Source organism: Ostreiculturibacter nitratireducens, assembly GCF_032670585.1.
Taxonomy (GTDB): domain Bacteria; phylum Pseudomonadota; class Alphaproteobacteria; order Rhodobacterales; family Rhodobacteraceae; genus Ostreiculturibacter; species Ostreiculturibacter nitratireducens.
The window spans coordinates 470,848-483,505 of the sequence record NZ_JAVQHL010000002.1; the positions used below are offsets into that span (position 1 = coordinate 470,848).

General features: G+C 66.8%; 12 protein-coding genes. 6 read left to right on the forward strand and 6 right to left on the reverse strand.

The annotated features are described in order from the left end of the window. Nucleotides 1–10: 10 nt before the first annotated feature. From ABCN56_RS09545 to ABCN56_RS09565, 5 genes are all read right to left on the reverse strand, one after another. The gene (locus ABCN56_RS09545; protein ID WP_343080574.1) at nt 11–1,159 is read right to left on the reverse strand and encodes a murein hydrolase activator EnvC family protein; all 1,149 of its coding nucleotides are present in this window, start codon (nt 1,157–1,159) and stop codon (nt 11–13) included. 7 nt (nt 1,160–1,166) lie between these two features. Next, the gene (gene gpmI, locus ABCN56_RS09550) at nt 1,167–2,687 is read right to left on the reverse strand and encodes a 2,3-bisphosphoglycerate-independent phosphoglycerate mutase (protein ID WP_343080575.1); all 1,521 of its coding nucleotides are present in this window, start codon (nt 2,685–2,687) and stop codon (nt 1,167–1,169) included. 73 nt (nt 2,688–2,760) lie between these two features. Next, nucleotides 2,761–3,231 carry a 23S rRNA (pseudouridine(1915)-N(3))-methyltransferase RlmH gene (rlmH, locus tag ABCN56_RS09555; RefSeq protein WP_343080576.1) on the reverse strand — a complete coding sequence of 157 codons (471 nt, stop codon included), beginning with the start codon at nt 3,229–3,231 and terminating at the stop codon, nt 2,761–2,763. Next, nucleotides 3,231–3,614, reverse strand: coding sequence for a ribosome silencing factor (gene rsfS, locus ABCN56_RS09560; RefSeq protein WP_343080577.1), 384 nt, complete (start codon nt 3,612–3,614; stop codon nt 3,231–3,233). Before rsfS ends, rlmH begins: the two co-directional genes overlap by 1 nt. A gap of 147 nt (nt 3,615–3,761) precedes the next feature. Further along, nucleotides 3,762–5,078, reverse strand: a complete 1,317-nt coding sequence (locus tag ABCN56_RS09565) for a mechanosensitive ion channel family protein (protein WP_343080578.1) — start codon at nt 5,076–5,078, stop codon at nt 3,762–3,764. 275 nt (nt 5,079–5,353) lie between these two features. Here ABCN56_RS09565 and leuC point away from each other — a divergent pair, with 275 nt between their 5' ends. From leuC to ABCN56_RS09585, 4 genes are all read left to right on the forward strand, one after another. Next, on the forward strand, nt 5,354–6,757 hold the full coding sequence (gene leuC / locus ABCN56_RS09570; protein WP_343080579.1) for a 3-isopropylmalate dehydratase large subunit: 1,404 nt from the start codon (nt 5,354–5,356) through the stop codon (nt 6,755–6,757). A gap of 26 nt (nt 6,758–6,783) precedes the next feature. Next, entirely contained in the window at nt 6,784–7,389 is a 606-nt protein-coding gene (gene leuD / locus ABCN56_RS09575) for a 3-isopropylmalate dehydratase small subunit (protein WP_343080580.1), read from the forward strand. Between the two features lie 322 nt (nt 7,390–7,711). Then, nucleotides 7,712–8,479 carry a hypothetical protein gene (locus ABCN56_RS09580; RefSeq protein WP_343080581.1) on the forward strand — a complete coding sequence of 256 codons (768 nt, stop codon included), beginning with the start codon at nt 7,712–7,714 and terminating at the stop codon, nt 8,477–8,479. Continuing rightward, nucleotides 8,362–9,552: an endonuclease/exonuclease/phosphatase family protein gene (locus ABCN56_RS09585; protein ID WP_343081467.1), complete on the forward strand. Its 1,191-nt coding sequence runs from the start codon at nt 8,362–8,364 to the stop codon at nt 9,550–9,552. Before ABCN56_RS09580 ends, ABCN56_RS09585 begins: the two co-directional genes overlap by 118 nt. On the opposite strand, the gene ABCN56_RS09590 is transcribed toward ABCN56_RS09585, so the two are convergent. After that, complete coding sequence (locus ABCN56_RS09590) at nt 9,549–10,430, reverse strand: Rossmann-fold NAD(P)-binding domain-containing protein (RefSeq protein WP_343080582.1); 882 nt, start codon at nt 10,428–10,430, stop codon at nt 9,549–9,551. The genes ABCN56_RS09585 and ABCN56_RS09590 overlap by 4 nt on opposite strands. 92 nt (nt 10,431–10,522) lie before the next feature. Between ABCN56_RS09590 and ABCN56_RS09595 the strand changes: the two genes are divergently transcribed. Further along, nucleotides 10,523–11,410, forward strand: coding sequence for a LysR family transcriptional regulator (locus ABCN56_RS09595; RefSeq protein ID WP_343080583.1), 888 nt, complete (start codon nt 10,523–10,525; stop codon nt 11,408–11,410). Between the two features lie 55 nt (nt 11,411–11,465). Continuing rightward, nucleotides 11,466–12,575 (forward strand): 3-isopropylmalate dehydrogenase, encoded by a 1,110-nt coding sequence (gene leuB / locus ABCN56_RS09600; protein WP_343080584.1) that lies wholly within the window; start codon nt 11,466–11,468, stop codon nt 12,573–12,575. The last annotated feature ends 83 nt before the right edge of the window (nt 12,576–12,658 follow it).

Sequence of the window (12,658 nt, forward strand, 5' to 3'; positions counted from 1 at the left end):
CAGCTTTTCCCTATTCGGAGCCCGGAGGCGCGAACCATTCCAGGGGGTCCACAGGCTCCTTGCCCTCTCTCAACTCTATATAGAGCGTTTCCGCCCCCGCGTTACCACCGCCTTCTTTCGTGCCGGCAAGAAACTCCGCCGCGAATTCCGCGGCCGCGGCGTCCGCCCCGCCCATGAGGCCGAGAGGCGTTCCCGCAGCCACCACGTCTCCGGTTTCACCATAAACGGTTCCGAGACCGGCGAGCACCAGGAGATAACCTTCCGCGGGCTCAACGATCATCACGTTTTCGTAGTCGAGGAGCGGGCCCCGGTAACGGATCGTCGCGGGCCAGGGCGCAGTGACGAGCGCCTGCGGCAGCGTGGTGATCACGATTCCGGGCCGGGTGATGCCCGCGGCATCCGCTTCGCCCGCTCGGCGCAGGATCGTGCCGTGCACCGGCATCGGGAGGCTGCCCCTGGCGCCTTCGAAATCGTCCATCGGCGCGCCGATGTCGGTTTCCATCGTGGCGAGCCCGACGGCGAAGCCTTCCAGCGTGTCCGCGCTTTCGACGAGTTTCCGAATCTCTTCGGGGTCCTCGAGGTAGCGGCGGGGCAGGTCGGTGCGGTCCTGCATCGCCTGGCTCAGCGCGGTGCGCGCAGCCTGCGCGCTCGCGAGGCCGGCCAAAACCGTGGCGGCGGCATTCTCCTGAAGATCGCGCAACATGGCGATCTCCTCGAGATCGGCACGAAGCGCCTCTGCTTCGGCCTGCAGCGCGGGCGTCACGTCGGACAGGATCATCCCGGCGCGCACCGTTCCTTCGGGGCCCTCCGGATGCAACGTCAGCAGCGGCCCCGGCGCCTCGTTCGCGATCGCGGTCATCGCGCCCAGAAGCCGGCCAAGCCTGACCCGCTCGGCTTCGAACTCGGCGCGGATCTCTTCCTCCCGCAGGGCCGTTCGGCGGAGCGCGCCGCGCAGCGCGGCCAGGCCGTCTTCGTAGGCGCGGATCGTTGCCGTCAGCGCGGCCACGCGGTCCGATGCGCCCTGGGCTGCGTCGAGCCGGTCCGTCGCGGCGCGCAAGCTTTCGGAAGCGGCCATGGCAGAGGCTGCGAGCCCCTCTTCGGCCCTTGCGCCCGGCGCGAAGAGCGCCAGGGCGAGCAGTATCGCGCGCGCCTGCCTCACAGCCTCGTCACCGCACGATCAGCGTTTTTCCGGTCATCTCCGGCGGCACCTCGAGCCCCATGAGGTCGAGGACCGTCGGCGCGAGGTCGGAAAGCCGCCCCTCGCGCAGGCTGACACCCTTCGGGCCTCCGATCAGCGCGACCGGCACCGGGTTCGTCGTGTGCGCGGTATGCGGCCCGCCCGTGACAGGGTCCACCATCGTCTCGCAGTTGCCATGGTCGGCCGTCAGGATCATCGCGCCCCCGGCCTTTTCGAGCGCCTCGAGCACGCGGCCGAGCCCCCGGTCCACCGCCTCGCAGGCCGCGATCGCCGCGGAAAGGATGCCCGTGTGTCCAACCATGTCGGGGTTGGCGTAGTTCACCACGATCAGGTCATATCCACTGCCGATCGCCTCGACGAGCTTGTCCGTCACCTCCGGCGCCGACATCTCGGGCTGAAGGTCGTATGTGGCGACCTTCGGGGACTTCGGCATGTAGCGGTCCTCGCCCTTCTCGGGGTCTTCCTTGCCGCCGTTCAGGAAGAAGGTGACGTGTGGGTATTTCTCTGTCTCGGCCAGGCGGAACTGCCGCAATCCGTGCTTCGCCACCCATTCGCCGAGCGTGTTCCTGATCTCGCGCTTCGGGAAGACCGTGGTCATGTAGGCGTTGTGGGCGTCCGAATACTCGACCATCCCGAGAAGCGCCGCCCATTCCGGCCGGGCCGAGGCGTCGAAGCCGTCGAAGCCCGCTGCGCCGAGGGCCGCGAGGATTTCCCGCGCGCGGTCGGCGCGGAAGTTGAGGCAGAAGAACCCGTCGCCGTCCTTCGCGCCTTCATAGCCCGCGATCACGGTCGGGGCGATGAACTCGTCCGTCTCGCCGCGCCCGTAGGCTGCGGCCACGGCCGTCGCGCCGTCGGCGGCGGTCTCGCCCTCGCCCGACACCATCGCGCGGAAGGCGCGCTCGACGCGCTCCCAGCGGTTGTCGCGGTCCATCGCCCAGTAGCGGCCGATGACGGTCCCGATCTTCGCGCCCTCGGGCAGCCCCGCGGCCAGCTGCGGCACGAAGGCGTCGGCCGACTTCGGCGGCACGTCGCGCCCGTCGGTGATCGCGTGGATCACGACCGGGACGCCCGCGCCGGCGATCGCTTTCGCTGCGGCGAGGATGTGCAGGATATGCCCGTGGACGCCTCCGTCGGACACGACCCCCATCAGGTGCGCCGTCCCGCCCGAGGCTTTCAGCTTGTCGATGAAGGCGAGAAGGGCCTTGTTCCGGAAGAAGGACCCGTCCTCGATCGCGAGGTCGATCTGGCCGAGGTCCATCGCCACGACCCGCCCGGCGCCGATATTCGTGTGGCCGACTTCGGAGTTGCCCATCTGGCCCGCCGGCAGCCCCACGTCATGGCCATGCGTGATCAGCCGCGAATGCGGGCACGTCGCCATGACCCGGTCGTAGTTCGGTGTCTTGGAAAGCGCCACGGCGTTGGCTTTACGCTCCTCGCGGAGCCCCCAGCCGTCCAGGATGCAGAGAATGACGGGTTTCGGCACGGCCATGGCGGGATCCCTTCACGAATGCGCGCCTCTTCTACGCCTGCCCGTGACGGGTAGCAACCGCCTGCCCGGGCCGTCAGACCCGGTGATACGGCGTGCCGGCGAGGATCGAGGCGGCGCGGTAGAGTTGTTCGGCCAGCATCACCCGCACAAGCATGTGCGGCCAGACCATCTTGCCGAAGGAGAGCGAGAAATCCGCGCGGTCGCGCAGCGAGGGATGGATCCCGTCGGCGCCGCCGATGACAAAGGCCGCGTCGCCGCGCCCGGCGTCCCGCCAGCGCGCGAGTTCCGCGGCGAAATCCGGCGAGGACAGCGTCTTTCCCCGTTCGTCGAGAACGGCGAGAACCGCGCCGTCCGGCACCGCGCGGGACAGAAGCTCGGCCTCGGCAGCCATGCCACCGCCCTTCTTGTCCTCGACCTCATGCACGACCGCCGGGCCGAGCCCCAAGGCCCGCCCGGTTCGGTCAAACCGTGTCAGGTAGTCGTCGACCAGCGCACGTTCCGGCCCCGCCCTCAGGCGGCCCACGGCGCAGATATGCAGGCGCATCAGGCCTTGACCGGCTGCGCCCCCGTGCCCGCCGCGGAGCCCGACGGGTGCCACATCTTCTCGAGCTGGTAGAACTCGCGCACTTCCGGGCGGAACACGTGGACGATGACATCGCCCGCGTCGATCAGCACCCAGTCGCCCGCGTCCTTGCCCTCGGTCTTGCAGATGATGCCATACTCGTGCTTGAGCCGCTCCATCAGCTTTTCCGCGATGGCCGCGACCTGGCGCGACGAGCGGCCGGAGCAGATCACCATGTGATCGGCCATGGCGGACCGGCCGCGCAGGTCGATCGTCACCACCTCTTCCGCCTTGTCGTCATCGAGTGAGGAAAGGATGCGTTCCAGGAGCTCGTCACTGGAAACTTCCTTCAGCGCCGCCGTCATGGGCGCCGCCGATGCGGTCTGAACGCCAACCGCCGTTGCGTTGATAGACAGGACATTGTCCTCCTTGGTTGCGCGCCGTAACTGCCCCGGCGCGAGGCACAGTCAAAAAATAGCATCGCGATAGTGAAATCTCAATGGATGGAGGGCTTATTCGGCGGATCTTGTCTCGATCCGGCTGCCCTCGAGAACACGAATCTCGCGCTGAGGGAAGGGGATAGAGATGTCGTGTTCCTTGAACGCATCCCAGAGCGCCAGGTAGACGTTGCCGCGGATGTTCGTCAGACCCTCCACGGGATCGCGGATCCAGAAGCGCAGGATGTAGTCCACCGAACTGTCGCCGAAGCCGACGACATGGCAGACCGCGGGCTTGTTGCCGAGGACCCGAGGCACCGACATCGCGGCTTCGACGGCGATCTTGCGGACCTTGTGGGGGTCATTGTCGTAGGACGTGCCGAAGAACAGGTCGAGACGGACGAAGTCGTTGGAATGGGACCAGTTCACCACCTGCCCGGTGATCAGGTCCTCGTTCGGGATCAGGTATTCCTTGCCGTCCCGCGTGACGACCGAGACGTAGCGCGCGCCGAGCGAGTTGATCCAGCCGAAGGTGTCGCCGAGCGAGATCACGTCCCCGGGCTTCACCGACTTGTCGAGAAGGATGATCATGCCCGAAACGAGGTTCGACACGACCTTCTGCAGGCCGAAGCCGAGGCCGACGCCGATCGCGCCCGACAGGACCGCAAGGCCGGTGAGATCGAAGCCCACCGCCTTCAGGCCGATGAAGAAGGCCGAACCATAGAGCAGGATCTGCAGGAACTTGACCGTGAGGACCCGCATCGAGGGCGACATGTCCTCGTTTTCGCGAATCCTCCGTGCGGCGTTTTGGGACAGGAACCGCGCGGCCATGAACAGGAGGGCGGTGACGACGAGCGCCTTCAGGATCGCCAGCACCGAAAGCCGGAAGTCCCCGAACTCGATGGCGAGGTTTTCGAGGAACACGGCGATGTCATCGGCGAGACCGAGGAAGTGGAGCGTCACGTAGGTCAGGGCGCCCCAGCGCACGATTCGCCTGAGCGTCGTGTTGCGGACAATCCGTGCGGCCAGGCTGACGACGAGCCAGGCGGTCGCAAGCGTCGCCACGCCCTCCACCAGGAGCCAGCGCGAGGGAAAGGGCGACATCTGCCGGAGTACGCCGACCGCGACCCACGCCAGGGTGACGAACACGATGCCTCTCGTCCGCTGCTGGAACGTGAGGGTCAGTCGAAGGCGCCATTTGGCCCAGCCTTCACGCGCCTTCAGCCAGTCGTAGATCCTTTGGGCGAAAAGGAATCGCACGCCGTGCGCGACGATGGCGATGGCGACGATGATCGCGATCTGCTCCCGTCTGGGCGGCAGGACGAGAGATTTGAGGAAGCTCTCGATCTGCCCCCAGATGCCCTGTGCGGAATCGACCAGTGTCGGATCCATCGACTGCGCATGCCCTCCCTTTCCTCTGGTGCCACTTTGGCAGCTTGGCCACGCGGCGCAAGCCCGCTCTGGCCGGATGCGAGCCATTGCCTAGAGGCGCGAAAGCGCTTAGATAGCGCGCCATGACACGCTTTTTCGACATCGGAGACCGCGCCCGCCTTCCGTGGCGCTTTCACGGCGAAAGCCGCTCCGTTCTCGCGCGACTTTGACGCAGCCGTCGCACGCGCGCGGCCGCCTGTCACCCCTATCCTATCGCTATTCGAAAGATCAAAGCCATGGCTGGCAAGACACTCTATGACAAGATCTGGGATGCCCACGTCGCCCACGAGGCCGAAGACGGCACCTGCCTGCTCTACATCGACCGCCACCTCGTCCACGAGGTGACCTCGCCCCAGGCCTTTGAGGGCCTGCGCATGGCGGGCCGCAAGGTGCGCTGCCCGGAAAAGACCATCGCCGTGCCCGACCACAACGTTCCCACCACCTGGGACCGCGAGAAGGGCATCGAGAACGAGGAGAGCCGCATCCAGGTCGAGGCGCTCGACAATAACGCCAAGGACTTCGGTATCAACTACTACCCCGTCTCCGACATCCGCCAGGGCATCGTGCACATCATCGGCCCCGAGCAGGGCTGGACGCTGCCGGGCATGACGATCGTCTGCGGTGACAGCCACACCGCGACGCACGGCGCCTTCGGCGCGCTTGCGCACGGGATCGGGACGTCCGAGGTCGAGCATGTGCTCGCCACCCAGACGCTGATCCAGAAGAAGTCGAAGAACATGAAGGTCGAGATCACCGGCAAGCTCCGCCCCGGCGTCACGGCCAAGGACATCACGCTGTCGGTCATCGGCGCCACCGGCACCGCGGGCGGCACCGGCTACGTCATCGAATACTGCGGCGAGGCAATCCGCGACCTGTCGATGGAAGGCCGCATGACGGTCTGCAACATGGCGATCGAGGGCGGCGCGCGCGCGGGCCTGATCGCGCCGGACGAAAAGACCTTCGAATACGTCAAGGGCCGCGCCCACGCGCCGAAGGGCGCGCAGTGGGAAGCCGCGCTCAACTGGTGGAAGACGCTCTACTCGGACGATGGCGCGCACTGGGACAAGATCGTGACCATCCGCGGCGAGGACATCGCCCCGGTCGTCACCTGGGGCACCTCGCCCGAGGACGTTCTGCCGATCACCGGCGCCGTGCCCGCGCCCGAGGACTTCGCCGGCGGCAAGGTCGACGCCGCGAAGCGGTCGCTCGACTACATGGGCCTGAAGCCCGGCACGCCGCTCAACGAGGTCAAGATCGACGCGGTCTTCATCGGCTCCTGCACCAACGGCCGGATCGAGGACCTGCGCGCCGCGGCCGAGATCCTGAAGGGCAAGCACCTCGCGCCGGGCGTGCGCGGCATGGTGGTGCCCGGTTCGGGTCTCGTGCGGCTCCAGGCCGAGGAAGAGGGTCTCGCCGACATCTTCAAGGCGGCGGGTTTCGAATGGCGGCTCGCCGGCTGCTCGATGTGCCTGGCGATGAACCCCGACCAGCTCGCCCCGGGCGAGCGCTGTGCCTCGACCTCGAACCGGAACTTCGAGGGGCGGCAGGGCTTCAAGGGCCGCACGCATCTGATGAGCCCGGCGATGGCCGCGGCGGCGGGGGTGGCGGGCCACCTGACCGACGTGCGCGAGATGATGTGACGGCGACCAGATAAAGGACAAGAACGATGGAAAAGTTCACCAAGCTCACCGGCATCGCCGCGCCCATGCCGCTCGTCAACATCGACACGGACATGATCATCCCGAAACAGTTCCTTAAGACGATCAAGCGTTCGGGGCTGGGCAAGAACCTGTTCGACGAGATGCGCTATGACCGGGACGGCAACGAACTCCCCGATTTCGTGCTGAACCAGCCCGCCTACCGCGACGCCGAGATCCTCGTCGCCGGCGACAACTTCGGCTGCGGTTCGTCGCGCGAGCACGCTCCCTGGGCGCTTCTCGACTTCGGCATCCGCTGCGTGATCTCCACGAGCTTCGCCGACATCTTCTTCAACAACTGCTTCAAGAACGGCATCCTGCCGATCGTCCTGCCCGAGGAGGCCGTGGCGGTCCTGATGGAGGATGCGCGGAAGGGCTCGAATGCCCGGATGACCGTCGACCTCGAGGCGCAGACCGTCACATCGTCCGACGGCCAGAGCTTCTCCTTCGACGTCGACCCGTTCAAGAAGCACTGCCTGCTGAACGGACTCGACGATATCGGTCTCACGATGGAGAAATCCGCAGCTATCGACGCTTTCGAATCGAAGGCGCAGCAGGAGCGCCCTTGGGCCTGAGAACGCTTGCGCTACAAGATATTGGGCCGCCTTTCGGGGCGGCCTTTTTTTTGCCGCAAACTGAGGCCCGGATGCACCAGTTCTGCCGTCAAAATGCCGGAAATCCTTGCTTTTCTCCTAGGGCCGATTGAACCGCCTCTGAATGCACGTAAGGATTGCGCGGTATGAGGCAGCCCGTCTCGAAGGGCGGGGAAACGAGCTGGAAGAAGTGCCCGGCGATGACCGGCTCCGGCCAGTTTGAAGGGATGGGGATGTGTTTGCCCGGATAAGTGGCGCGCTGGGTCGTGCCGTTCTGGTCCTAGTTCTGATTGCGACGCCCTCGTTGATCGTTCCGGGGGTTCCGTCGGACACGACGCAGGTCGTCGCCCTGGTCGCGCTTTTCGCCGCGGCGCTCACCTACTTCGAATACGCTTCACCCTATCCCTGTCTCGTGGAATTCCGCGATGCGCCGCCCTTCAACCGGGTGCGCTTCATGTCGCTTTTCCTGACGGTCGTTCTGCTGTCCCTGGTCTGCAAGGGCCGGACCGAGCCTACGACGCTCACCTATTTCGTCGAGATCCTCGGGCAGAAGGTGGGCGCTGCCTTCGACTTCCCGTTCAGCCCCGTCCAGATAATGACGAAGATGCTGCCCGAAGGTGTCGACCCGGCGCGTCTTGCGTTCGTCCAGATGGCCGGCGGCGTGGCCTACCTCGTTTCGCTCCTGACGCTCGCGATCTTCGTGATCCTGATGCGGACGCTTGGCTGGCCCTCGCGCGAAGGCATGTTCAACGTCTGGGTGAACCTCCCGACCTTTGACCCGACCACGGGCGGCGACGTCGTGCGCCGGCTGAACCGCGACGCGGTCTTCAACATCGTGATGGGCTTCCTGCTGCCCTTCCTCATTCCGCTGGTCGTGATGACCGCGTCGCTGTCGCTTTCGCCGGTGACGCTGGAGGATGACCAGACCCTGATCTGGACAATGACGGCATGGGCATTCCTTCCGGCCAGCCTTTTCATGCGCGGCATCGCGATGGGCCGGGTCGCCGGCATGATCGCGGCGCGCCGCCGGATGAGCAACGCCCGCGACGAGGCCGGTTTGCAGCCGGCCTGAGCCTGGCCGTCATACTCGCCGCGCCGGCCGCCGCCGAGACGCTGCGAATCGCCACATACAACACTGGCCTGTCCCGCCGCGGCCCCGGCCTGCTTCTGCGCGACATCCTTGAAGGGCGCGACGCCCAGGCCGAGGCCGTTGCCGAGGTCATCGCCGCCGCGCACCCGGACGTCCTCCTGCTTACCGGCATCGACTACGATCTCGGCCTAGCGGCGCTTTCCGCGCTTGCTGACCGCGTCGCCGCGAACGGGGGCGACTACCCACATCGTTTCGCGTTCCGCCCGAACACCGGGATGACGACCGACCTTGATCTTGACGGGGACGGGCGTCTGCGAGGCCCGGGCGACTCGCAGGGTTTCGGCGCGTTCGCGGGCGAGGGCGGCATGGCCGTTCTATCCCGCCTGCCCATCGACGCGGCAGCGGCACGGGACTTTTCGGACTTTCTCTGGCGCGATCTTCCGGGGGCGCTCATCGACGGCGCAGGGCTTTCGCCCGAGGCCGAGGCGATCCAGCGCCTGTCCACCACCGGCCATTGGGATATCCCCGTGATCCTGCCCACGGGCGATCGGCTGTCGCTTCTTGCCTATTACGCCACGCCCCCGGTCTTCGACGGACCGGAAGACCGGAACGGCCGGCGGAACCACGATGAAACGGCCTTCTGGTCGCGTTTCCTCGATGGCGATCTGCCATTCGCGCCAACTTCGGGGGTCTTCGTCATCCTCGGAGACGCGAATCTGGACCCAATGGATGGCGAGGGGAGGCCAGAGGCAATCGCGGCGCTTCTTTCGGACCCCCGCCTCCGGCACCCTGCGCCCCTCAGCCGGGGCGGGGCGGCGGCGGCGCTTCAGGGCGGCCCGAATGCCCGACAGAAGGGGGATCCCGCCCTCGACACCGCGGACTGGGACGAGACGCGTGGCATCGGCAACATGCGTGTGGACTACGTTCTCCCGTCGGCTGACCTCGACATAACGGGTTCCGGCGTCTGGTGGCCAGCTCCGGGCGAGGACGGCGCCGAGGCCGCCGAAGCGGCCTCGCGCCACCGCCTTGTCTGGGTAGACGTGGAGCTTCCCTAGCCGCGCTTGGCCGCCTGAACAGGCGGATGCGCGGCGATAACCTCTTCAAGCGGGGTGTGCCGGAAGTCCGGCAGCAGCCGTGCGAACGTTTCTCCCGAAAGCTCGTGGGGCGTCTCGTAGAGGTAGCGCATTTCCATCAGTTCCCGCGCCAGTTCCCAGAATGGCGATGCGAGCCGCATGAGCCACCACGGAAACCGCGACAGGCGCATCGACCGCCCTGTCTCGGCCTCCACCAGCCGTTTCAGGTCGAGCGTGCTGAAGGCGAAGCCGGGAAAGGGGATGTCGGCGAAAGCGGGCAGGTCCGCCCTCCTCTCCGCAAGTGCGACCGCCGCCCGCGTCATGTCCGGGAGATAGGCGTAGGCACGACCCACGTCGGGCGGCCCGAAGGCGGTGATCTTGCCTTTCGGAACGCCCTTCAGGACGAGCATGTTGAGGAAGGACTTCTCCGAGGCCGGGTCAATGAAATCGCCGCCGCGCAGAAGGATCACCCGCACACCTTCCCCGGTCGCCGCGCGATAGGCCGCTTCCATCTCCGACCGGATCCTGCCCTTCCGCGCCACGGGGCGCTGCGGCGTCTCGGGCCCCCAGGGGCCGGGTTCCCGACCGTATACATAGACGTTGCCGGGAACCAGGACCGTGGCGCCGGAGGCTTTGGCCGCAGCGATCACATCGGCAGTGATGGCGGGGATCAGCCGCGCCCAGTCGTGGTAGTTCGGCGGATTGAGCGCGTTCACGATCAGATCCGCTCCCTTCGCCGCAGCCGCCATGTCGGTTCCGCGCCGCCAGCGCCGAACCTGCCAGCCAGCCGTCGCGAATTCCTGCGCCGCATTGCTTCCGAAATGTCCCGAGGCGCCCAGGACCAGAACCGTTCCCGTCATTCATGCCTCCATCAAGGTCTGTGCGAGAAAGATATCCATTCGCAGGTGACTGGAGAATTGCGAAAATCCAACGATATGGTATTCAAAAATGAATGAGCGCAGATCCCGACTGGTCCCTTCTCCGTTCCTTCCTTGCCGTGGCCGAGGCCGGGTCGCTTTCCGCCGCCGCGCGCGCCACCGGCATCAGCCAGCCAAGCCTCGGCCGCCATATCCGCGAGCTTGAGGCGCAGTTTGGCGTGCCGCTCGTTACCCGTGCGGCCAGGGGCGTCGAGCTGACGGAGGCGGGGGCCGAGCTTCTTCCCGCCGCGCGAGAGATGCGCGAGGCGGCGGCGCGCGCCGCGCTCGCCGCCGCCGGACGATCGGAAACGCTGTCAGGCACCGTCCGTATCACCGCGAGCCGCATAGTCGCGCACTACGTCCTCCCCGACATGATCGCGGCATTGCGTGCCGAGGAGCCCGAGATCGAAATCGAACTGGTTCCTTCCGACGCCACCGAGAACCTCCTTTTCCGGGAAGCGGACATCGCGCTGCGCATGTACCGGCCGACGCAGGAGGATCTGATCGCCGCCCACGTGGCGGACCTTCCGGTGGGCCTCTACGCCGCGAAGCGTTACCTCGACCGGAAGGGCAGGCCCGCGACGGTCGAAGACCTCCTCGCGCTCGATTTCGTGGGCTTCCTGACCTCGGACCTGATCCTGCGCACGATGCGGAGCCTCGGGGTCGAGCGGCGGCGCGAGGACTTCGGCGTCCGTTGCGACGACCAGATCGTCTACTGGAACCTCGTGCGCGCGGGGTGCGGGGTCGGGGGAATGCAGCGCCTGATCGCGGACCCGGACCCCAAGCTTGAGCGTCTGCCGCTGATCGACCTTCCGCCGCTGCCGGTCTGGCTTACGGCCCCGGAGGCACTCAGGCGGACGCCGCGAATCCGCCGGGTCTTCGATTTCCTGTCCCAGGCCTTCAAATCCCTGCCCGCGCCTTGACCCCGCGCGGGGCCTCGGCTAGGCGGGCTGGAACCCATTCCGAAGGAGATTTCCCTTGGCTATCCCCTCTCTTCTCATCCTTCCCGGCGACGGCATCGGCCCCGAAGTCATGGCCGAGGTGCGCAAGGTCATCGACTGGTTCGGCGCGAAGCGCGGGCTGAGGTTCAACGTCTCCGAGGACCTCGTGGGCGGCGCGGCCTATGACGCGCACGGCACGCCGCTGACCGACGAGACGATGGCGAAGGCCCAGTCGGTCGACGCCGTGCTGCTCGGCGCCGTGGGCGGCCCGAAATACGACAACCTCGACTTCTCGGTGAAGCCGGAACGCGGCCTCCTGCGGCTCCGCAAGGAGATGGACCTCTACGCGAACCTCCGCCCGGCGCAGTGCTTCGACGCGCTCGCGGACTTCTCCTCGCTGAAGAAGGAGGTCGTTGCGGGCCTCGACATCATGATCGTCCGCGAACTGACCTCGGGCGTCTATTTCGGCGAACCGCGCGGCATCTTCCCCGACAACGAGGGCGGCCGCATCGGCATCAACACCCAACGCTACACGACTGAAGAGATCCGCCGCGTCGCGCGGTCGGCCTTCGAGCTCGCCCGCCGCCGGAACAACAAGGTCTGCTCGATGGAGAAGGCCAACGTGATGGAATCGGGCATCCTCTGGCGCGAGGAAGTGCAGTGGGTGCACGACAACGAGTATCCGGATGTCGAGCTGTCGCACATGTATGCCGACGCGGGCGCGATGCAGCTGACGCGCTGGCCCAAGCAGTTCGACGTGATCGTCACCGACAACCTCTTCGGCGACCTCCTGTCCGACCTCGCGGCGATGCTGACGGGCTCGCTCGGGATGCTGCCCTCGGCATCGCTCGGCGCGCCGATGGAGAATGGCCGGCCGAAGGCTCTCTACGAGCCCGTGCACGGTTCGGCCCCCGACATCGCGGGGCAGGGCAAGGCAAACCCGATCGCCTGCATCCTGTCGTTCGCGATGGCGCTGCGCTATTCCTTCGATCAGGGCGACGAGGCCACGCGGCTTGAGCAGGCGGTCGAGAAGGTGCTCGCCGATGGCGTCCGCACCGCCGACCTCATGGGCCCCGAAGGCGGCAAGCCCGTGTCGACCAGCGAGATGGGCGACTTCATCGTCAAGGCGCTGGACGCGAGTCTCTGACACTTCGACCGGGGCGCGCCCCCGGTCGCGAAACCTGCGAAGGTCGGAGACGGGGCCCGGCCGGCCCGCTTCGGCCTTTCATT

Bases quoted from the DNA above. Each gene is read 5' to 3' on its own strand.
- rsfS (WP_343080577.1), bottom strand. From the start codon at position 3,614: ATGACGGCGGCGCTGAAGGAAGTTTCCAGTGACGAGCTCCTGGAACGC.
- ABCN56_RS09595 (WP_343080583.1), top strand. From the start codon at position 10,523: ATGAGCGCAGATCCCGACTGGTCCCTTCTCCGTTCCTTCCTTGCCGTG.
- gpmI (WP_343080575.1), bottom strand. From the start codon at position 2,687: ATGGCCGTGCCGAAACCCGTCATTCTCTGCATCCTGGACGGCTGGGGG.
- leuD (WP_343080580.1), top strand. From the start codon at position 6,784: ATGGAAAAGTTCACCAAGCTCACCGGCATCGCCGCGCCCATGCCGCTC.
- leuC (WP_343080579.1), top strand. From the start codon at position 5,354: ATGGCTGGCAAGACACTCTATGACAAGATCTGGGATGCCCACGTCGCC.
- ABCN56_RS09565 (WP_343080578.1), bottom strand. From the start codon at position 5,078: ATGGATCCGACACTGGTCGATTCCGCACAGGGCATCTGGGGGCAGATC.
- ABCN56_RS09590 (WP_343080582.1), bottom strand. From the start codon at position 10,430: ATGACGGGAACGGTTCTGGTCCTGGGCGCCTCGGGACATTTCGGAAGC.
- rlmH (WP_343080576.1), bottom strand. From the start codon at position 3,231: ATGCGCCTGCATATCTGCGCCGTGGGCCGCCTGAGGGCGGGGCCGGAA.